Source organism: Hymenobacter yonginensis, assembly GCF_027625995.1.
In the GTDB taxonomy this organism is placed as follows: domain Bacteria; phylum Bacteroidota; class Bacteroidia; order Cytophagales; family Hymenobacteraceae; genus Hymenobacter; species Hymenobacter yonginensis.
In genome coordinates, this window is sequence record NZ_CP115396.1 from 1,441,268 (window position 1) to 1,461,240 (window position 19,973).

A 19,973-nucleotide genomic window follows, 5' to 3' on the forward strand; every position below is an offset into this window, starting at 1 on the left:
GTTACTGGTTGGCGGTGGGGGGCATCAGCACGGTTTTGATGCAGTTGTCCAGCTTGGCGGAGAACATGCGGTAGCCGTCGGCCACGTCTTCCAGCGGGATGCGGTGCGTAATCAGCGCCTTGGGGTTGAGCACGCCGTTCTGCACGTGCTCAATCAGGCGCGGCAGCAGGCGCTTCACCGAAGTCTGGTTGCCCCGGATGGTGAGGCCCTTATTCATCATGTTGCCGATAGGCACGAGGTTGTCTGTAGGGCCATATACGCCCACGATGCTCACCACGCCGCCTTTCTTCACGGAGTTGATGGCCCAGTGTAGCGCCGTAGCCGAGCCCGCCTGCAGCAGCAGCTTGCGGCCCGTTACGGTCTGCATAGTGTTGCCGGCCGCCTCGGCGCCCACGGCATCAATCACGCAGTCAGCGCCCATCCAGTCGGTGATTTTCTTGATGAACAGCACCGGGTCGTTCATTTCCTTGAAGTTGTAGGCCTCGCAGTAGGAGTAGTTGCAGGCAAACTCCAGGCGGTAGTCTTCCTGATCAATAATGATGACGCGGCCGGCCCCAAACAGCCAGGCGCAGCGGGCGGCCACAATGCCAATCGGCCCTGCCCCAAATACCACCACCGTGTCGCCGGTCTGGATGCCGGCCATTTCGGCGGCCTGGTAGCCGGTCGGGATGACGTCGGTGAGCAGCACGGCGTCGTCGAGGTCCATATCCGGCGGAATGATGGTGGGCCCCACGTTGGCGTAGGGCACCCGGGCGTATTCGGCTTGGCCGCCGTTGTAGCCGCCGGCCGTGTGTGAGTAGCCGAAAATGGCCCCTACGGCCGTCGATTCGGTGTTGGATTCGTGGCAGTTGCCGAACATGCCTTGGCGGCAGAAGTGGCACTCGCCGCAGGCAATGTTGAAGGGCACCAGTACCCGGTCGCCCACTTTTACTTTGGTGACATCGGCCCCGATTTCCACGATTTCGCCCACGAACTCGTGGCCGAAGGTGGAGCCCACGCGGGTGTCAGGCACGTTGCCGTTGTAGAGGTGCAGGTCGGAGCCGCAAATGCAGGTGCGCAATACGCGTACAATGGCATCCTGCGGGTGCTTTATCTCCGGCATGGGTTTTTGCACGGCGCGGACCCTTTTCGGGCCCCGGTAGTCCATGGCTAGCATAAGCGTTTGGCTTTAGGGGAAATTGAACAGGTGAAACGAGGCCGCAGCATGGCTGAAATGCAGCGCTTGCTGCCGAACTCGCTGCTGGGGTGTACCTGCTAGCGTGTGCCAAGGTTGTTAGTGTTCAGCTTCAATGCTGACGGCCGGCAACGGAACTGGTTGCCAGTCAAGTTTCTGACGATCCGATAAATAACTGGCGGCTAATTGGCTAAAAAAATAAGCCAAACCTGGCGGCGAGTTGCGTATACTGGCATTCCAATTATGGCTCGCTGAACGCTATGCACTGCTTCACCCGCGAAACTCACCTCACTCAACTCGCTGAAACGCCGGTCTGGGACGTGCTCATCATCGGGGGCGGGGCCACGGGGCTGGGCGTGGCTGTGGATGCCGCCAGCCGCGGCTACCGCATCCTGCTGCTGGAGCGCACAGATTTTGCCCAGGGTACCAGCAGCCGCAGCACCAAGCTGGTGCACGGCGGCGTGCGCTACCTGGCGCAGGGACAGGTGGGGCTGGTGCGCGAGGCCCTGCGCGAACGGGCCCGGCTGCTGCGCAACGCGCCCCACTTGGCGTACCGCCAAGCCTTCGTGATTCCGTGCTACCGGTGGTGGGAGCGGCCCTGGTACCTGCTGGGGCTGAAGCTCTACGATCTGCTGGCCGGCCGCCGGGGCATTGGCGGGGCCCACCTGCTGAGTGCGGCCGAAGCTGCCCAACACCTGCCGGGCGTGCAGCCCGCGGGACTGCGCGGCGGCGTGCGCTACTTCGATGGGCAGTTCGACGATGCCCGCCTGGCCCTCACGCTGGCCCGCACCGCCGCCGACCACGGCGCCACCGTACTCAACTACATGGCCGTAACCGGGCTGCAGAAAGACGCCACCGGCCGCGTGTGTGGCGCCACCGCCCACGACCAGGAAACGGGCCGCACCTATACGCTGCAGGCCAACGTGGTAGTGAATGCCACCGGCGTATTCGTGGATGAAGTGCTGCGCCTCGACACGCCCGCCGCCGCGCCGCTGGTGCGCCCCAGCCAGGGCGTACACGTAGTGCTGCCCGCCGATTTTCTGCCCGGCCCCGAGGCCCTCATGATTCCACAGACGCCCGACGGCCGGGTGCTGTTTGCGGTACCGTGGCTGGGCCGCGTGGTGGTAGGCACCACCGATACGCTGGTGCCGCAGGCCACATTAGAGCCCCTAGCCCAGGCCGAAGAAATCCGCTTCATTCTCGAAACCGCCGGCCGCTACCTCACGCGCCCGCCGCAACTCCACGACGTGCTCAGCATCTGGGCCGGCCTGCGCCCGCTGGCCGCACCCACGCAGGCTGGGGCCGCCACCAAGGAAATTTCGCGCAGCCACAAGCTGCTGGTATCTGCCTCGGGGCTGCTCACTATCACGGGCGGCAAATGGACCACCTACCGCCAGATGGCCGAGGACGTAGTGGACCGTGCTCAGCAACTGGGAAGCTTGCCCGTGCAGGCCTGCCGCACCGCCGTATTGCCCCTGCATGGTGCTCCCGCCTCCAACCTGCCACTGCCCAATGCGGCGCTGTCCGCGTACGGCTCCGACGCCGCCGCGCTGCAGCAGCTACTGGCCGAAAACCCAGCCTGGGCGGCGCCAGTAGCGCCCGGTTTCCCCTATGTATGGGCAGAAGTAGTGTGGGCCGCCCGCCACGAAATGGCACGCACCGTAGCCGATGTGCTGGCCCGCCGTCTGCGGCTGTTGTTTCTGGATGCCCGCGCCGCGCTGGCTGCCGCTCCGGCGGTAGTGCAGCTGCTGGCCACCGAGCTGGGGCATTCCGACGTCTGGGAGCAGCAGCAGTTGGCGGAGTTCCGGGAGCTGGCGGCCGGGTACCTCACCCCCTAGCCCCCTCTCTTTTGGAGAGGGGGCTAGGGGGTGAGGTCTCTACACCACCGGAGCCGGCAGCACCTTGCCCGTCACCTCCCCGAAACCGATGCGCAGGCCGTCTTTTTCGCAGTAGCCGCGCATGGTTATAGTGTCGCCGTCGAGCAGAAATTTGCGCTCCGAGCCGTCGGCCAGGGGCAGGGGGCGGGTACCGCGCCAGGCCAGCTCCAGCATCGAGCCCAGCGAATCGGGCGTGGGGCCCGAGATGGTGCCCGAGGCGTACAGGTCGCCGACCTGCAGGTTGCAGCCGTTGGAGGCGTGGTGGGTGAGCTGCTGGGCCATGCTCCAATACATGAGCCCGAAGTTGGAGCGGGAAATGGTGGTTTCGGGGCCGTTTTCGGGCTGCAAAGCCACTTCCAGGTTTACATCGAAGTTGTGCTGGCCGGGCTGACGTAGGTACAGCAGCGGCTCGGGCTCCTGCACGGGGCCGGCCACCCGGAACGGCTCCAGCGCATCCAGCGTCACTACCCACGGCGATACGCTGCTGCCGAAGCTCTTGCCCAGGAACGGCCCCAGCGGCACGTACTCCCAGCTTTGAATGTCGCGCGCGCTCCAGTCGTTGAACAGCACCAGCCCGAAGATGTGCTCCTCGGCGTACTGAATCGGTACCGTGTCGCCCAGGTGCGTGCCCTTGCCCACGATGAAGCCCACTTCCAGCTCGAAATCTAGCTGCTGCGAGGGGCCGAAGGTGGGGGCGGCGGCATCGGGGGCCTTACGCTGGCCGTTGGGGCGGCGGATATCGGTGCCGCTCACCACGATGCTGCTGGCCCGGCCGTGGTAGCCGATGGGGATGTGGCGCCAGTTGGGCAGCAACGCGTTGGCCGGGTCGCGGAACATGATGCCCACGTTGGTGGCGTGCTCGATGCTGCTGTAGAAATCGGTGTAGTTATGGGGCTTCACGGGGCGCAGCATCTGCACCTCCGTCTGGCGCAGCAGGCACTCGCGCATCACCTCATCCGAGCGGAGGGCGGTGCTGTCGTGGCGCAGTAGCTCCGAGACGCGCTGACGCACGGCCCGCCACGCCGGCCGGCCCAGGGCAATGAACTGGTTGAGCGAGCGGCGGCGGAACACCTTGGGCATCTTCGCGCCCAGCTCCAGATCCTCGAAAAAGCCGAACTGCGCCACGGCGTACAAATCCAGCACGTACTCGCCAATGGCTACGCCCAGCCGTGGGCCCCGTTCCTCCGTCTCGAACACGCCGAAGGGCAGGTTCTGAATGGGAAAGTCGCTGCCGGGGGCAATATCAATCCAGGAGTGCAGGGAAGGGTCGTTGGGGTTGGCCATGCGGGCGGGGTGGTTGGTGGTAGGAGCGGCAAAGGTAACGGGGCCGGCGGAATGCGGGTACAGGAGGCAGAATCCTAGATGCAAGAAGCATTATCTTTACTAAGGCATCAGCTACAACCACCAACGATTAATAGACGCGAAAATGAATCAGATTAACTATCCGGAATTTGCTAATGATTGTCTTCATGATCTAATAGAAAAGCAGGATATATTTAATGCTGCATATGATATTAACGGATATGAAAATTGGTTTTATAATCAGGCTACAGGTTTGCTTACCTTTTCAACTGGTGATGATGAATTGAATTTTAAATACGTTGAAATAGGTACTTTCTCCAAGAAGTCTAATACTTGGAAATGGTCATGGGACAATGAGCATACTTTGCCTAGCGTAAAGGACGAAGCTATACAGCTTAAGGAATTTGGCGCGAAGTACGGATACGAAAAACTAACGGAAGGATATTTTGCCAGCAGTGAGGAAGAAGCCTGGGAGTTTACGGCTATTGCTGCCAAGTTGATAAAAGGTATCGGGGCATATAGACCAACATCAGAGCAGCTGTTGATTTTTATGGTGCTCACTGAATTTGTTGATACTGAAACTGCTAAGAATGTCAAAGATTTATATGTGGAGTGTGGTAAGCACGAATATCGCAGAAGGGCATTTGTCTGCAGCCATTTAATGGCTCGTAAGAAAGTTGGATTTGAAGAATCATTCGATACGTATGAGAATATGGAATTGCACGATGAGGATGACTATCAGGCATGGTGTAATGAATGTGAAGTAGTGCGGCAGCAGGAAGATGGTTGGAATGAAAAGTCAATGGAGTTTGCCGACATCAGAGTTGTTTGCGAACAATGTTATTTTGAGATGAAAGAAATAAACCTCGGTTATAGATGATAATTGAAAAGGTAAATAACCACAGCGCCCCGCCCCAACCGGAAAACCGGCAGGAGCGGGGCGCTGCTGTGTTACGTAAGAAACGAACGGCTACCGGACCTGGCCGGCGGGCTGCTCACTCATGGGCGTGACGTTGATGGCTTCCACGGCGCGGATTTCGGGCACGGCCTTCTTCACCGATTCCTCTACGCCGGCTTTCAGCGTCATCGGCGACATGGGGCAGGTGCCGCAAGCGCCGAGTAGCTCCAGGCGCAGCACCATGTCGTCGGTGATTTCCAGTACGCGCACGTTGCCTCCGTCGGCGGCCAAGTAGGGCCGGATGGTATCCAGGGCCTGTTCGATGCGGGGCAGGAGCGGATGAGTTTCCACGGTGGGCGATACGGTCATAACGGGGATTTCACGGGTTTTACGCTGGGTGGGCGGCAAAGCGCCCGCCAGCGTCGGCAATACGAAAGCAAAAGTAGAACATTCGCCCGACGCTACGGTAAACCGGCCGGAGAGGGGAGAAGTTCAGGGGGAAGCGTAGCTACGGAGAACGTCATGCAGAGCGCAGCGAAGCATCTCGCGTGCTGATGTTGGATTACTTTGGCAACGTCAGCACGCGAGATTCCTCGCGCTGCTCGGAATGACGTTCTGGCTCGTTCCGCCAGTTACGATTTCATCTCCACGATGTTGGTTTTCGGGGCTACGGCGTTGCGGATGCTCACCTGGCGGGCCAGCTCCTCGGCCAGCTGGGCGAAGACCTCGGCGGCCGGCGTGTTTTCCTGCAGGATGGCGGGCGTGCCCTGGTCGCCGTTTTCGCGGATGCTCTGCACCAGCGGAATCTGGCCCAGCAGCGGCACCTCGTGCTTGGCTGCCAGTCCTACGCCGCCGCCTTCACCGAAGATGAAGTACTTGTTGTCGGGCAGCTCGGCGGGCGTAAACCACGCCATATTCTCCACAATGCCCAGCACCGGCACGTTGATTTGCGGCAGGCGGAACATCTGCAAGCCCTTTTCGGCGTCGGCCAGGGCTACTTTCTGGGGCGTGGTCACGATGAGCGAGCCGGTGACGGGCACCGTCTGCACCATGGTCAGGTGGATGTCGGAGGTTCCGGGGGGCATGTCGAGCAGCAGGTAGTCCAGCTCGCCCCAGTCCACTTCCGTGATGAACTGCTTGAGGGCCGAGGAGGCCATCGGGCCGCGCCACACAATGGCCGACTCGGCCGGGGCCAGGAAGCCGATGCTCATCAGCTTCACGCCGTGGGCTACCACCGGCTGAATGAGGTTTTTGCCGTCGGGGCCCTGAAACACGTGGGGCCGCTCGTCCATCACGCCGAACATGAGGGGCATGCTGGGGCCGCTGATATCGGCATCCACGAGGCCCACTTTGGCGCCGGATTTGGCCAAGGCAATGGCCAGGTTGGCCGTGACGGTGCTTTTGCCCACGCCGCCCTTGCCCGAGGCAATGGCAATGATGTTCTTCACGCCGGGCAGCAGGTCGCGGTTCTGGCGCATGGTGGTCACGCGCGAGGTCATCACAATCACCACCTCGGCGCCCGGGTCCACCATCGTGTGGATGGCCCGCTCGCAGGCGTCGTGGATGAGCTGTTTGAGGGGGCAAGCGGGCGTGGTGAGCACGACGGTGAACGACACGCGGCGGCCTTCAATCTGCACGTCCTCAATCATGTTGAGCGTCACGAGGTCTTTGCCCAGGTCGGGCTCCTCCACGTAGCTCAGGGCCTTGAGGACGGCTTCTTTGGTAATGGGTTCCATTATAGTCAGCGAAGAAAGTGCGGATGCAAAGCGCAAAGATAACCCGGAAACCGGGGCGGCGGTTGCGCAACATTGTTCCCATGGAACGTCATTCCGAGCATGTGGCGCATTAAGCCAGCGACGAGGAATTTCGCGTGCTGACGTTGTGGCCGTGGGAACGATGTAGAGACGCAATATTTTGCGTCTCGTCGTTGCTGACGTTGTTTAAGTGATGCGGTTCCGGTCGTTCAACGACGAGACGCGAAGTGTCGCGTCTCTACATCGTTCCTGCGAACCCAAAGTCAGCAACGACGAGACGCAAAGTATTGCGTCTCTACATCGTTCCTGTGAACCCGGCATCAGCACGCGAGATTCCTCACGCTGCTCGGAATGACGTTCTTTTTGGGGCAGACTACAGCCCGAACTGCGCCAGCAGGGGTTCTTTGTGCTGCTTGCCGATGGGCAGCTTTTCGGGCAGGTCGTAGAGCTCGACTTCGTTGCCGCTGATGGCCCGGATGGCGTCGAGGCGCACGATGTACGACTTCTGGATGCGGATGAAGCGGCTGGGCGGCAGCTGGTCTTCCACGCGGCTCATGCGCAGGTAGGTGATGATCATCTGGTTTTTGAGCACGATGCGGATGTAGTCCTTCATGCCCTCGATGTAGTAGATTTCCTCGAACAGCACCCGGCGCAGGGAGTGGCCCTCCTTCACGAACAGAAACTGCGGCGCGGCGGCCACCGGGGCGGCCGGGCGGCTGCCCACCACGGCCAGGGCCTTGTTCACGGCCTTCATGAAGCGCGGAAACGACACGGGCTTCACCACGTAATCGAGGGCGTCGAGCTCGTAGCCTTCCAGCGCGTGGTGGGGCGAGGCCGTGACGAAGATGACGTAGGGCGGGTTGTGCAACGAGCGGATAAACTCCAGCCCATTCACCTGGGGCATGTTGATGTCGGAAAACAGCAGGTCGATGCGCTGCTGCTGGAGCACTTCCAAGGCTTCGAAGACATGCTCGCAGCTGGCTACCAAGTGCAGGCCGGGCATCTGGGCAATGTAGTCCTGCAGCAGCTCGCGGGCAAAGGGTTCGTCGTCGATAATCAGACAGTTAATCATAGCATTGGGGAGATGGGCAGGAGGAAAGCCGCAGCAGTAACGGCGGCGGCCGGGGCGAGGCGCAGGGCCAGGGCTACGCGGTAGGTGTAGGCGTCGGGGTCGTGGGTGAGGCGGAGCTGGTAGTCCGGCGGGGCATAGTGCAGGGCCAGGCGCTTCTGCACGTTGGCAATGCCCACCCCGCCTACTTCGCGCCGGGGCGCATCGGGGCTGAAGCTATTGCTGACCTCGAAGTGCAGCCAGCCATCGGCGGCCGTGAGGGAAATGGCCACCCAGGAAGCGTCGAGGCTGCTATCCACGCCGTGCTTGAAGGCGTTTTCCACGAAGGGGAAGAACAGCAGCGGCGTGACGCGGTAGGCGTCCAGCGGGCCGGTTTGCTGGTAGTCGATGCGCACTTTCTGGCCGTAGCGCAGCCGCTCCAGCTGCAGGTAGGCCGCCAGAAACTCCACCTCCCGCGCCAGCGGCACCAGCGCCGCATCCGACTCAAACACCGTGTAGTGCAGCAGCCGGGTGAGGTGCTGCACCATGTCGGGGGCGCGCTCGTCCTGCTTCACCACCATCATATACAGGTTGTTGAGGGTGTTGAACAGGAAGTGCGGGTTCACCTGGGCTTTCAGGAAATTCACTTCCAGCTGCAGGTTTTCGCGCTCCAAGCGCAGGCTGTGGTTGCTGCTGCGGAGCAAAAACCGGATGAAGCGCAGCAAAATGGGTGGTATCACCGTCACGGCAAAATCGTTGAGGCCCATGCTCACGCTGCGCCACGAAAACACGCCGGCCCACAGGCTGCCATCGAGGAAGCGGTGCGCGTAGCTGTAGAGGTCCTTGGAGATTAGCCCGTAGCGGTCCAGCAGGGCGTAGCAGGCATAGGAGCACAGCGCCCAGAAGTAGTAGATGGCCACCAGCCCCAGGGCCGTGAGCAGCCAGCGCCGCCGCAGCAACACGCGCGGCAGCAGCACTTCCGAGAAGAAATAGTAGCTGCCGATAGTGGCCACCGCGTCCTTCAGCACGAAGCTCCAGGTTACAATCGGCGTCTGCCTGAAACTCTGGAAAACGTAGTATTCAAAGCCCACAAACAGCAGCCACCAAGCCGCGTGCCGCAGCCCCCGACCGCCCGGCGTGGCGAAAAACCGGCTGGCGCGGGTGCGTGTATCAGCGAGCCAGCGGCGCATCGGGCGGAAGTTGCAGGTGGAGGCGCAGGTGCACGCGGTGGGCGTCTTCGGTGAGGGCCACGGTGTGCCGGCCGGGGTAGAGCAGGGCTAGGCGGCGCAGGGCGGCGTCCACGGCCGCGTCGGGGCGGTAGGTGAGGGGTGCGGCGCTGGTGCGGGTCAGGGTGAACGTCACGGCGTCGGGCTGCACCGCCACGGTGCTGTGCAGGGTGGCGGCGGTGCCGGGCGGGGCGGCGTCGAGGCCGGCGCAGAGGCGCTCCAGAAACGGGTGCAGCAGCAGCGGCGCGAGCTGCTGGTGGGCGGGCGTGCCGGTGGTTTCGTGGGTGATGCGCACGGTATCGGGGCGGCGCAGGCGTTCCAGGGCCAGGTAGTCTTCCAGGAACTCCAGCTCCCGGCTGAGCAGCACCCGCTCGGTATCGGTTTCGTAGAGCGTATAGCGCATCAGGTCGGCCAGGTGCAGCACCACGTCACCGGCGCGGTCGTCGCGGGTGCGGGTAAGCTGGTGCAGGCTGCCGAGGGTGTGGAACAGAAACTGCGGGTTGATTTGCGACTTGAGGTAGCCCAGCTCCAGGCGCAGGTGGTTGCGCTCCAGCTGCAGCCGGCGGCGGTCCACCACCAGCGCGTAGGCCAGAAAGCTGATCAGCACCGGAAACAGACAGATGGCCAGCAGCCCGAAAAACACGCTCAGCTGCTGACCGGGGCTGAGGAGCCCGGCCCAGAAGCCTTCCACGTAAAACCCGTGCAGGGTGCGCCGCAGCACCCCCGACAGCGGCACGTACGCTTCGGCCAGGCGGGTGCCAATGTACATCCAGAACTGAAAGGCATAGAGCAGGGCCACCCCGCCCAGCAGGGCCCGGCCGTAGCGCCCGCGCAGCAGCCAGCGCGGAATAATGAGGTACACTAGGGCATTGAACAGCAGCACGGCGTAGCCCATCTGCAGCCCTACCAGCGGCCAGATGGGCCCTTCGAAGCGGAAGTTGGGGCGGTTGTTCCAGGCGAAGTAGAACCCGGCCAGTACCAGCCACAGCAGCGCCTGCAGCAGCAGCGTGGTGGTGCGGGTACTCGGGGCCGGCCAGCGCCCGGCGGCCCGCAAAACAGATTCTGGCATAGCAAAACAGCAGACCAAGTCGGGCTTTGGTGGTGTGGGACCCGCGCTTGGTCGAAGAAACTTCGGAAGCCTAAAGCTCTGCAATTTCTTCGTTCCAGAATCTACCGCTCGCCAACTAAATCTTCCCCGATGTACCCTTCCTTCCGCCTTTCGCTCTGCTCTTCTCCCGCCACTGCCGCCCGCCGTTTGCGCCTGGCCGCTGGCGTTGCGCTGGCCGGCCTGCTCAGCCTGCCCGCCCAGGCCCAGGACAGTACGCTCACCCGCCTCACCCACAAATACCAGTTTGCGCTGGAGCAAAAGGGTACCCAGTTTTCTGGGGCGGGCTGGGACAAGCTGCGGCAGGACATCGAGAAAAGCCAGCTGGTGCTGGTGGGCGAAGACCACGGCATGGCCCAGATTCCGCAGTTCACCCAGGCCGTGGCCCAGGTGCTGAAGCCGAAAGTATTCGTGGCCGAAATCGACAAGTACCAGGCCCGCGACCTGACGCAGCTGGCCGCGCAGCCCGGCCTGCCCGTAGCCGTTGAGCGGAAGTGCCCGATGGGGTTTGCCTTTTACAGCTGGGCTGAGGAATTTGAGTTGGCTCGGGCGTTGCGGGCCCAGAATACGGCCCTTGTGGGGCTGGAGCAGGTGGGCTTTTTCGCGCCGGGCCGCTTCTACGCGCTGCTGGCCGAGAAAACCAAAAACAAGCAGTCGGCGGCGTATTTGCGGCAGCGGGGCGCGGCTTACCAGGCCCACAACCAGGCCGTGATGAGCACCAACCCCGGCCAGCTGATGGTGTACCGCCACACGCCATCCACCCTGGACAGCCTCACGGCCCTGGCCCGCCAGGAAAGCCCGGAGGTGCAGCGCATGGTGAAGGAGTATATTACCAGCGTCCACATCAACCAGACGGCTATCCAACCCAAAACCGGCCTCCAGAGCCACCAGGACCGCGTAAACCTGATGCGCCGCAATCTGTTGGCCGAGCTGCCCGCCTACCAGAAGCCCGGCCAGCCGCTGCCCAAAATGCTCTTCAAATTCGGGGCCGGCCACATGGGGCGCGGGGCCAGCTTCACGGGCGGCGTGTACGATGTGGGCAACCTGGCCCTGAACCTGGCCGAAATGCAGGATCAGAAGTCGCTGCACATCTTCATCATCGGCAAACAGGGCACCCAGAACAGCGGCTTCAATCTGCAGGATTTCAGCAAGAACGTGGCCACATATTCCAATGCTGATAGCGACATGATCCGTCCCTTTGTGGCCGCTACGCCGGCCGGCACTGCCTGGCAGGTGTTCGATGTGCGCCCCCTGCGCCGCGCCCTGCTCCGCGACCAACTGAAAATCAGCAGTTCCGAGCTACTGACGACCATCATGAACTACGATTACGTGGTCATCATCCCCAAAACCACCGCCAGCCACAACATCTAGCCCCAGCAACAGTAGCGCGAACTTTGTAGTCCGCGTCCCCACGCTGTCCGGATAACTGAAATGGCGTGGGGGCGCGAACTGCAAAGTTCGCGTTACTGCCGTTCTGAGATGCTGAACGGTGTAGAGACGCGAAGTGTCGCGCCTCTACATCGTTCAGCGAACCGCCAGTTGTCCGGCAGGCCGTAGCTTTAGCCCTGACAACGGAAAACTAACAACTGACAACTCCCCCTCATGCAGCTTGGTATCGACAGCTTCGCCGCGGCCCCTACGGGTGGCACCGCCTCCGACAACGCCACGGCCCTGGGCCAGCTCCTGGAGCGCATCGAGCGGGCCGACCAAGTGGGCTTGGATTTCTTCGGCATCGGCGAGCATCACCGCCGCGAGTTCCTCGATTCGGCCCCGGCCGTGATTCTGGGCGCGGCGGCCGCCCGCACCAGCCGCATCCGGCTGGGCAGCGCCGTGGCCGTGCTCAGCGCCGCCGATCCGGTGCGGGTGTTTCAGCAGTTTTCCACCCTCGACCTGCTCAGCCACGGCCGGGCCGAGCTGGTGGTGGGCCGCGGCTCCTTCACCGAAGCCTTCCCGCTGTTCGGCCTGAACCTGCACGACTACGACGCCCTGTTCGAGGAAAAGCTGGCGTTGCTGCTCCAAATCCGCGACCAGGAGCAGGTGAGCTGGTCGGGGCGGTTCCGGCCGGCTCTGACAGGGCAGGCGGTATACCCGCGGCCCATGCAGGCGCAGCTGCCTATCTGGCGCGGCGTGGGTGGCACGCCCGAGTCGTTTGTGCGGGCCGGGGCCATGGGCCTGCCGCTAATGGTGGCCATCATTGGGGGCGAAACCCACCGCTTCCGCCCGTTGGTTGATTTGTACCGGGAGGCCGGTCGGAAGGCGGGGTTTGCGCCCGAACAGCTGCAAGTCGGGCTCCACTCCCTGGGCTACGTGGCCGACACCACCGAGCAGGCCATTACCGACTACTACCCTGGCTACGCCCGCACCTTCACCCGCATCGGGCGGGAGCGGGGCTGGCCGCCCGTCACGCCCGGCCACTTCGAGGCCCAGCGCGGCCCGCGCGGTGCGCTGCTGGTCGGCAACCCCGAGGAAGTGGCTGCCAAGATTCTGCGCCACGCCGAGTCGCTGGGTGGCGTGAGCCGCGTCACGTTCCAGATGGACAACGCCGACCTAGCCCCCGAAAAGCTGCTCCGCGCCATCGAGTTGCTGGGCGAGCGGGTGAAGCCGCTGCTGGGGTAAGTAGGGTAGGAAGGCGCAAATAGAACGTCATGCTGAGCGCAGCCGAAGCATCTCTACCGCTTTCAATAAACGTTAATTTATCCGTCATGAACGACAGCGCATTTGATTCACTTCTTGAATTTCTGACCCAAATACCAGCTATTGAAAATGTAACTGGGACGGGAATCAACGAGGCGGGCCTATGGTGGGTGAAGTTTAAAATAGATATCAAGCATAAGTTGGTTTGGCAAGTCGTACAAGAATTGGGGCATGTTATAAATTATGTGTCTTTGGGTGAACGTTTACCGACTGTCTTCTACCCAGTTTCACCTCCACCATACATGAATGGTGGGCCGTTTGATTTTCTATCGTGGATGATTGAAAACAAGCATAAAGACTTCACGCCTGATGATTTAAAGGAGTGGCTGGAAGGCAGGTTGCCTCAGCCGGTAGATAGTGAGTCGGAATGGTTAACTGATGATGAAGATGATAGTGAGCCAGAGCTGTAACTTCAACGAAGCGGGAGAGATGCTTCGGCAAGCTCAGCATGACGTTCAAAGGGACTTAGCCAGCCAGCTGTAAACCCAAGGCGTGCCACTTCGCGGCGGTTCCTGCCTACCTTTGGGGTTCTGTTCCGCTGCTACCCCTGTTGCCCGCACCGCCTTGGCCCGTATCCCCAAAGAAACCGTCGACCAGATTATCCACCACGCCGACATTGTGGAGGTGGTGGGCGACTTCGTGAGCCTCAAGCGCAAGGGCCAGAATATGTGGGCCTGCTGCCCGTTTCACCACGAAAAGTCGCCGAGCTTCTCGGTGGCCCCGGCCAAGGGGCTGTACAAGTGCTTCGGGTGCGGCAAGGCCGGCGGGGTGGTGCAGTTTATCATGGACATCGAGGGCACCAGCTACGTGGAGGCCCTGAAATACCTGGCCAAAAAGTACGGCATCGACGTTCAGGAAGAGGAAAAGACGCCCGAGCAGCAACTCGCCCAGAACGAAAAGGACTCCCAGTTTATCGTCTCGAACTGGGCCAAGGACCACTACCACAAGCTGCTCCAGGATAACGAGGAAGGCCAGAGCATCGGCTGGAGCTACCTCCGGCAGCGTGGCCTCAACCAGGCCACCATCAAAACCTTCGAGCTGGGCTACTCGCTGGATCAGTGGGACGACCTGCTGAAATCGGCCTCGGCAGCGGGGTTTGAGCTGAAGTACCTGGAGAAAACCGGCCTCGTGGTGCGCCGCGAAGACGACCAGGGCCAGGACACCGGCCGCCGCTACGACCGGTTCCGGGGCCGGGTGATGTTCCCGATTCACAACATTTCGGGTCGCGTTATCGGCTTCGGGGCGCGCACGCTCAAGCCCAACGATAAGACCGCCAAGTACCTCAACTCGCCCGAGTCGGAGATTTACCATAAGTCGGATGTGCTCTACGGCCTCTACCAGGCCCGGCAGCCCATCCGCTCGGAGGAGCTGTGTTACCTGGTGGAAGGCTACCTCGACGTGCTGAGCTTGCACCAGGGTGGCATCAAGAACGTGGTGGCCTCGTCGGGTACCTCGCTCACCGACGGCCAGATCCGCCTCATCAAGCGCTACACCGACAACGTAACGGTACTCTACGACGGCGACGCGGCCGGCATCCGGGCCTCGCTGCGCGGCATCGACATGCTGCTGGAAGGCGGCCTGAACGTGCGCGTGGTGCTGTTCCCCGACGGCGACGACCCCGACAGCTACATCCGCAAAGTCGGCGACCAGCGCTTCAAGGAGCACTTGGAAGTTGCCAGTCAGGATTTTATCCAGTTCAAAACCGACCTGGTTTCGCGCGAGGCGGCCCACGACCCGGTGAAGAAGGCCGAGGCCATCCGCGAAGTGCTCCAGAGCATTGCCAAGGTGCCCGACCCCATCAAGCGCCAAGTGTTCCTGCAGCAGACCTCGCAGGCCTTCGGCATCGACGAGCAGGTGCTCATCACCGAGTACAACAAGCTGGTGCGCAACGCCACCCAAAAGGCACCCGGCGGCCAGAGCAGCAGTGGTGGGAGCGGGGCGGCGGGTAGTGCCAGCGGCTACAATAGCAGCTATGGTGGTAGCTCCGGCGGCCAGCAGGTGCCAGGTGGTGGCGCCAGCCAACGCCCGGCCCCGCGGCCCATGAGCCCCGAGGAAGAGGCCGAAGCCCTGATGTACGGCGCCTCGCCCGAAGACCTGATGGGCGGCGGCGGCGACCTGGGCACCCTCACCCGCGAAGACTTGGAGCCCGTGCCAGACGTGCTGGAGCAGTGCGAGCGGGAAGTGGTGCGCCTGCTGCTGCTCTACTCGGCCCAGCCGCTGGCGCCCGAGGTGGCCGTGGCCCAGTACCTGCTGCAGCAGCTCGACGATACGCCCTTCAAAACCGGTGTCTATGCCGATTTGCTGCACCTGTGCCGGCAGGAGCTGGAGCAGGGCCGCTGGCCCGAGGTGCGCACGCTCATCCAGCACGGCCGCTCCGATATCCGCAGCGTGGTAGCCGAGCTGGCCACCGAGAAGTACGAGCTCAGCCCCAACTGGACCACCCACCAGATCCACGTGCCCCGCGAGCTGGACTTGCTGCAAACTGCCTGCGACAACGCCATTCTGCGCCTCAACAAGGTGAACGTGGAGCGCGAGCTGGCCGTGCGCCTCGAAGCCCTGCGCCACCCCGCCGACGAGGCCAGCATGATGGAAAACCTGCAAACCATCCATCTGCTCAAGCAGATGGACAACCAGCTGGCCAGCCTGCTGGGCACGGTCATCCCGCGCGGCGCCTGATTCAATTATAAATTCAGGATTAAAGATTTAAAATTGGTCCTGCCGGTGAATCTTGCGCCGTGAGGACGGGGCTGCCGGGGGTTGTCATGGCCTGGAATAGTTGGCGGCGCCCGCCTGAGCGCCCGCGCCAAGCCACCAATTCCTACTTTTTAATTCTCAATTTTTAATTGAAAAAATGTGGCACCGCTTTAACCTGAGTCGGTTTTTTCTGGCTGTGGTGCTCACCATTGTCAGTTTCGGTAGCGGTATTCTGGGGTTCATGTGGATTGAGAAATTCACCTTGGCCGAGGCCTTCTACATGACCATGATTACCATCTCCACAGTGGGGTTTGGCGAGCTGCATCCGTTGTCGCCGGACGGGCGGCTGTTTGTCTCGGTTTATATCTTCTTCAACCTGCTCGTGGTGGCCTACCTGGTGTCGGTGCTGACCACCTACATCTTCGATGGCGAGCTGCGCAACCTCTTTCAAATGCTTCGCACTGACCAGGAAATCCGCAATGTATCCAACCACATCATCGTGTGTGGCTTTGGGCGCAACGGCAGCAAAGCCTACCACGAGCTGCACGACAGCGGCTCGCAGGTGGTGATTGTGGAGCAGAGCGAAGCCTTGCTCAAAAGCACCGTAGAAGTGCTGGGCGGCAAGATTCTGGCCGTTTTCGGCGACGCCACCACCGACGAAACCCTGCTGGCCGCCGGTATTGCGCGGGCCCGGGCCATCATCACGGCCCTGCCCAAGGATGCCGACAACGTCTTCGTGACCCTAACGGCCCGCGAGCTGAACCCGGGCATCAAAATTATTGCCCGCGCCAGCCTCAAAACCAGCGAAGCCAAGCTGCTGCGCGCCGGCGCCGACTCGGTGGTCATGCCCGACGAAATCGGCGGCTCGCACATGGCCAACCTCGTGATCCGCCCCGAAGTCATCCGGTTTCTGGACATGATTTCGGGCTTGGGTCCCAACAAGCTGCGCCTGGAAGAACTGCGCCCCGACGAAATGCGGCCCGAATGGCGCGGCCGCAGCATCCGCGAGCTGGACATCCGCTCGCGCACCGGCGCCACTGTCATCGGCCTCAAGCACCACACCGGCGAGCTGCTGGTGAGCCCCAGCGCCGACACCATCCCCCAACCCGGCGACGTGATGCTGTTCCTGGGCACCGACGAGCAGATTGCCTCGCTGGTCCGCCAGTTTCATGTGTAGCGGCGGCGCGGTGCCGGGTAGCCGGTGTGGTGCTACGAGTTGCCCGCAGGGCCTCGTCGGACCACTATCTTTGAACGATCCGGCCCGCATCGGCCAACGAATAGTGGTGCTACGAGGCCCTGCGGGCAACTTGTAGCACCACAACCCACCATTCCACCATCCCACCATCCACTACGTGCACATTCTGCAGCTTTGTCCGCGCGTTCCGTTTCCTACCACCGATGGCGGGGCCATTGCCATGTACGACGTGGCCGCGGGCCTCGTGCGGGCCGGTCACCGCGTCACGATGCTGGCCCTCAACACACCCAAGCACTATCAGCCCGCCACCGCCCTCGACCACCTCGGGCCCAATTTCCGCCTGGTTACGGTGGATATTGACACGCGCCTTTCGCCCTGGAAGGCCCTGCGCAACCTGCTTTCCAGCGAGCTGCCCTACAACGTGGAGCGGTTTGTGAGCGAAGCGGCAAAGGCGAAACTGGCCGAGCTGCTGGCCGCGGAGCCTTATGATGTGGTGCAGATGGAAGGCACTTTTGTGGCGTGGTACGCTGGGTATTGGGCCGAGGCCGGCCGGCCCCGTGGGAGGCACCTGCCGCCGGTGGTGCTGCGCGCCCACAACGTGGAGTACACCATCTGGGAAATGCTGGCTCAGCGTGCCGGTAACCCCTTAAAGCAATGGTATCTGCAGCAGCTGGCCCGCCGCCTCAAAACCTTCGAACACCACGCCCTGCACCAGTTTGATGCCGTGGCGGCCATCACCGAAGCCGACCAGCAGCGGCTGCGGCAGCTGGGCTGCCCGGAGCCGGTGGTGTTCATTCCGGCCGGCGTGGAGCTGGAGCGGTTCCGGTCAGATGTCGCCATCGTGCCCCGGCCCCGTAGTTTGTTCATGATTGGCTCGCTGGACTGGCTGCCCAACCAGGAGGGCCTCGACTGGTTTCTGCGCGAAGTCTGGCCCCAGGCCACGGCCCGCTACCCGGGCCTGGAGCTGCACTTGGCCGGCAAGCAGATGCCGGCCCGCTTCCGCGAGCTGCAGCTGCCCGGCGTGACGGTGCACGGCTTCGTGGAGTCGGCGGCAACCTTCATGCAGCAGCACGACATCATGCTGGTGCCGCTGCTGAGCGGCGGCGGCATGCGCATCAAAATCATCGAGGGCATGGCCCAGGGTAAATGCATTCTGAGCACCACGCTGGGCGCCGAAGGCATCCATGTGAAAGACGGCTTCGACATTTTGGTGCGCGATACGCCGGCCGCCTGGCTGGAGGTGCTGGGCCGCTACTACGCCGGCGGGCTGGCGTCGGGCCTGATCGGGCAGGAGGCGGCTCACACTATTCGGCGCCTTTACGACAACCGCCGCGTGGTGGAAAGCTTCGTGGATTTGTACAGTGTGGTGCGCCAGCGGCGGGCCGAAACGGTGTAAGTTTGCCGGCAATGAAGCTTCTTGTACTGCTGTCCCGGTTTCCGTATCCGCTCGACAAGGGCGACAAGCTGCGCGCCTACCATCAGCTGCGCCACCTGGCCCGGCACCATGAGGTGTGCCTGTTTGCGTTGTCGGATGAGTTGGTGACGGCCGCGGACCGCGCCGCCGTGGAGCCGCTGTGCGCTGGCGGCCTGCACGTGCACTCCCTCAGCCGCCCCGGCATTGCCCTCAACATGACCCGCGCTCTGGCGCAGGGGCTGCCGCTGCAGGTGGGCTATTTCTACGACCGCACGGCCCAGGGCCACCTCGATGCCCTGATCCGCCAGTTCCGGCCCGACCACGTGTATTGCCAGTTGATCCGGATGGCGCACTACCTGCGCGCCCACGTCCCGCAGCTGCCCATGACCATCGATTACATGGACGTGTTTTCGAAAGGCATGCTGCGCCGGGCCGAGAATGCGCCGCTCTGGCAACGGCCGCTCTGGCTGCGCGAAGGCCGCCGCCTGCGCTCCTACGAGGCCCGGGCGTTCGACTGGTTTCGCCACCACACCATCATCTCCGACCAGGACCGCCAGCTCATCGAGCACCCGCACCGGGCCCAAATTCAGGTGGTGCTCAACGGCATCGACACGCAGTTTTTCCAGCCCCGCGCCACCGCGCCTACCTACGAGCTGCTGTTCTGCGGCAACATGAGCTACCACCCCAACGTGGATGCCGCCGTGTTTCTGGCCGAGGAAATCCTGCCGCTGGTGCGCCAGCTGCACCCCGAAGCCCGCCTACTGATTGCGGGCACCACACCCTCGGCGCGGGTGCTGGCCCTAGCCTCGGCCGCCGTCACGGTCAGCGGCCGCCTGCCCGACATCCGCGACGCCTACGCCGCCACGCAGGTGTTTGTGGCGCCCATGCGCGTGGGCACCGGCCTGCAGAACAAGCTGCTGGAAGCCATGGCCATGGAGCGCCCCTGCGTGACCACGCCGCTGGCCAATAACGCCCTGCGCGGCCGCCCTGGCCAGGATCTGCTGGTGGGCGAGTCGGCTCCGGAGCTGGCGGCCCTCATCATCGGCCTGCTCAACGACCCCGCCGCCGCCGCGACGCTGGGCCAACAGGGCCGCCGGTTTGTGCAGGAGCACTACGATTGGGAAGCCGCCACTAACAAGCTAGAAGCGTTGTTTCAGTAGCCAGCCAGATGATTTGGTTCTTGGGTGTGCTGGTGGTGATAGTATTTGGCAGAACATGGCTGCAAAGCTGCAGGGAAGGATTTGTGTCATTAAAGAGTGCCACCCGCCTCAAACGAACCGGAGTGCACAAAACCGGCGAAATAATAGGGTTTGAGGAGTGCGTCGACAAGGAAGGCGACAAGTGGTTTTACCCCATCATTGTGTTTTCATACCAAGGCAGGCAGTGGCAGTTTATATCACAGGCAGGATATGACGATAAAGGTCTTGCCGGAGCGTACGTTCGCGTCATTCATGACCCGCTGACGCCCAACCTGGCTGAAGTAGACAATCTCATGGCGTTGTTCGGTGGGCCTGCTTTAACTCTGTACTTTCAGATACTGTTCTTGGTTTTGGCAGCCGGCTACGCAATTCAGGAATTTCTCGCGTAGGTTG

17 protein-coding genes are annotated in these 19,973 nt (G+C 62.4%); 10 read left to right on the top strand and 7 right to left on the bottom strand.

The features are described from left to right. Nucleotide 1: 1 nt before the first annotated feature. On the bottom strand, nt 2–1,156 hold the full coding sequence (locus O9Z63_RS06210) for a zinc-dependent alcohol dehydrogenase (RefSeq protein WP_270128447.1): 1,155 nt from the start codon (nt 1,154–1,156) through the stop codon (nt 2–4). 278 nt (nt 1,157–1,434) lie between these two features. Here O9Z63_RS06210 and O9Z63_RS06215 point away from each other — a divergent pair, with 278 nt between their 5' ends. After that, complete coding sequence (locus tag O9Z63_RS06215) at nt 1,435–3,012, top strand: glycerol-3-phosphate dehydrogenase/oxidase (protein ID WP_270128448.1); 1,578 nt, start codon at nt 1,435–1,437, stop codon at nt 3,010–3,012. A 39-nt stretch (nt 3,013–3,051) separates the two neighbouring features. On the opposite strand, the gene fahA is transcribed toward O9Z63_RS06215, so the two are convergent. Beyond that, nucleotides 3,052–4,335 (bottom strand): fumarylacetoacetase, encoded by a 1,284-nt coding sequence (fahA, locus tag O9Z63_RS06220; RefSeq protein WP_270129245.1) that lies wholly within the window; start codon nt 4,333–4,335, stop codon nt 3,052–3,054. 142 nt (nt 4,336–4,477) lie between these two features. Between fahA and O9Z63_RS06225 the strand changes: the two genes are divergently transcribed. Beyond that, on the top strand, nt 4,478–5,233 hold the full coding sequence (locus tag O9Z63_RS06225) for a DUF6882 domain-containing protein (RefSeq protein WP_270128449.1): 756 nt from the start codon (nt 4,478–4,480) through the stop codon (nt 5,231–5,233). 90 nt (nt 5,234–5,323) lie between these two features. Here the strand turns inward: O9Z63_RS06225 and O9Z63_RS06230 are convergent, their stop codons facing one another. From O9Z63_RS06230 to O9Z63_RS06250, 5 genes are all read right to left on the bottom strand, one after another. After that, nucleotides 5,324–5,620: a NifU family protein gene (locus O9Z63_RS06230; protein ID WP_044017835.1), complete on the bottom strand. Its 297-nt coding sequence runs from the start codon at nt 5,618–5,620 to the stop codon at nt 5,324–5,326. 263 nt (nt 5,621–5,883) lie between these two features. Next, a complete protein-coding gene (locus O9Z63_RS06235) occupies nt 5,884–6,987 on the bottom strand; it encodes an Mrp/NBP35 family ATP-binding protein (RefSeq protein WP_270128450.1) in 1,104 nt (367 codons plus the stop codon). A gap of 391 nt (nt 6,988–7,378) precedes the next feature. Beyond that, complete coding sequence (locus O9Z63_RS06240; protein WP_270128451.1) at nt 7,379–8,077, bottom strand: LytR/AlgR family response regulator transcription factor; 699 nt, start codon at nt 8,075–8,077, stop codon at nt 7,379–7,381. Next, on the bottom strand, nt 8,074–9,243 hold the full coding sequence (locus O9Z63_RS06245) for a sensor histidine kinase (protein WP_270128452.1): 1,170 nt from the start codon (nt 9,241–9,243) through the stop codon (nt 8,074–8,076). Before O9Z63_RS06245 ends, O9Z63_RS06240 begins: the two co-directional genes overlap by 4 nt. Beyond that, nucleotides 9,224–10,348: a sensor histidine kinase gene (locus O9Z63_RS06250; protein ID WP_270128453.1), complete on the bottom strand. Its 1,125-nt coding sequence runs from the start codon at nt 10,346–10,348 to the stop codon at nt 9,224–9,226. The genes O9Z63_RS06245 and O9Z63_RS06250 overlap by 20 nt, the downstream gene beginning before the upstream one ends. A gap of 129 nt (nt 10,349–10,477) precedes the next feature. Here O9Z63_RS06250 and O9Z63_RS06255 point away from each other — a divergent pair, with 129 nt between their 5' ends. The 8 genes from O9Z63_RS06255 to O9Z63_RS06290 all read left to right on the top strand — a co-directional run bounded on the left by O9Z63_RS06255 (nt 10,478) and on the right by O9Z63_RS06290 (nt 19,969). Beyond that, nucleotides 10,478–11,755 carry a hypothetical protein gene (locus tag O9Z63_RS06255; RefSeq protein ID WP_270128454.1) on the top strand — a complete coding sequence of 426 codons (1,278 nt, stop codon included), beginning with the start codon at nt 10,478–10,480 and terminating at the stop codon, nt 11,753–11,755. Nucleotides 11,756–11,986: 231 nt separating this feature from the next. Next, complete coding sequence (locus tag O9Z63_RS06260; protein ID WP_270128455.1) at nt 11,987–13,000, top strand: LLM class flavin-dependent oxidoreductase; 1,014 nt, start codon at nt 11,987–11,989, stop codon at nt 12,998–13,000. Nucleotides 13,001–13,086: 86 nt separating this feature from the next. Then, nucleotides 13,087–13,488 carry a hypothetical protein gene (locus tag O9Z63_RS06265; RefSeq protein WP_270128456.1) on the top strand — a complete coding sequence of 134 codons (402 nt, stop codon included), beginning with the start codon at nt 13,087–13,089 and terminating at the stop codon, nt 13,486–13,488. Between the two features lie 154 nt (nt 13,489–13,642). Then, nucleotides 13,643–15,754 carry a DNA primase gene (gene dnaG, locus O9Z63_RS06270; RefSeq protein WP_270128457.1) on the top strand — a complete coding sequence of 704 codons (2,112 nt, stop codon included), beginning with the start codon at nt 13,643–13,645 and terminating at the stop codon, nt 15,752–15,754. A 175-nt stretch (nt 15,755–15,929) separates the two neighbouring features. Then, nucleotides 15,930–16,949, top strand: a complete 1,020-nt coding sequence (locus O9Z63_RS06275) for a potassium channel family protein (RefSeq protein WP_270128458.1) — start codon at nt 15,930–15,932, stop codon at nt 16,947–16,949. A 175-nt stretch (nt 16,950–17,124) separates the two neighbouring features. Then, nucleotides 17,125–18,363, top strand: a complete 1,239-nt coding sequence (locus tag O9Z63_RS06280; RefSeq protein ID WP_270128459.1) for a glycosyltransferase family 4 protein — start codon at nt 17,125–17,127, stop codon at nt 18,361–18,363. A gap of 11 nt (nt 18,364–18,374) precedes the next feature. Then, the gene (locus tag O9Z63_RS06285; RefSeq protein WP_270128460.1) at nt 18,375–19,541 is read left to right on the top strand and encodes a glycosyltransferase; all 1,167 of its coding nucleotides are present in this window, start codon (nt 18,375–18,377) and stop codon (nt 19,539–19,541) included. Between the two features lie 8 nt (nt 19,542–19,549). Further along, complete coding sequence (locus tag O9Z63_RS06290; protein ID WP_270128461.1) at nt 19,550–19,969, top strand: DUF3592 domain-containing protein; 420 nt, start codon at nt 19,550–19,552, stop codon at nt 19,967–19,969. Nucleotides 19,970–19,973 lie beyond the last annotated feature (4 nt).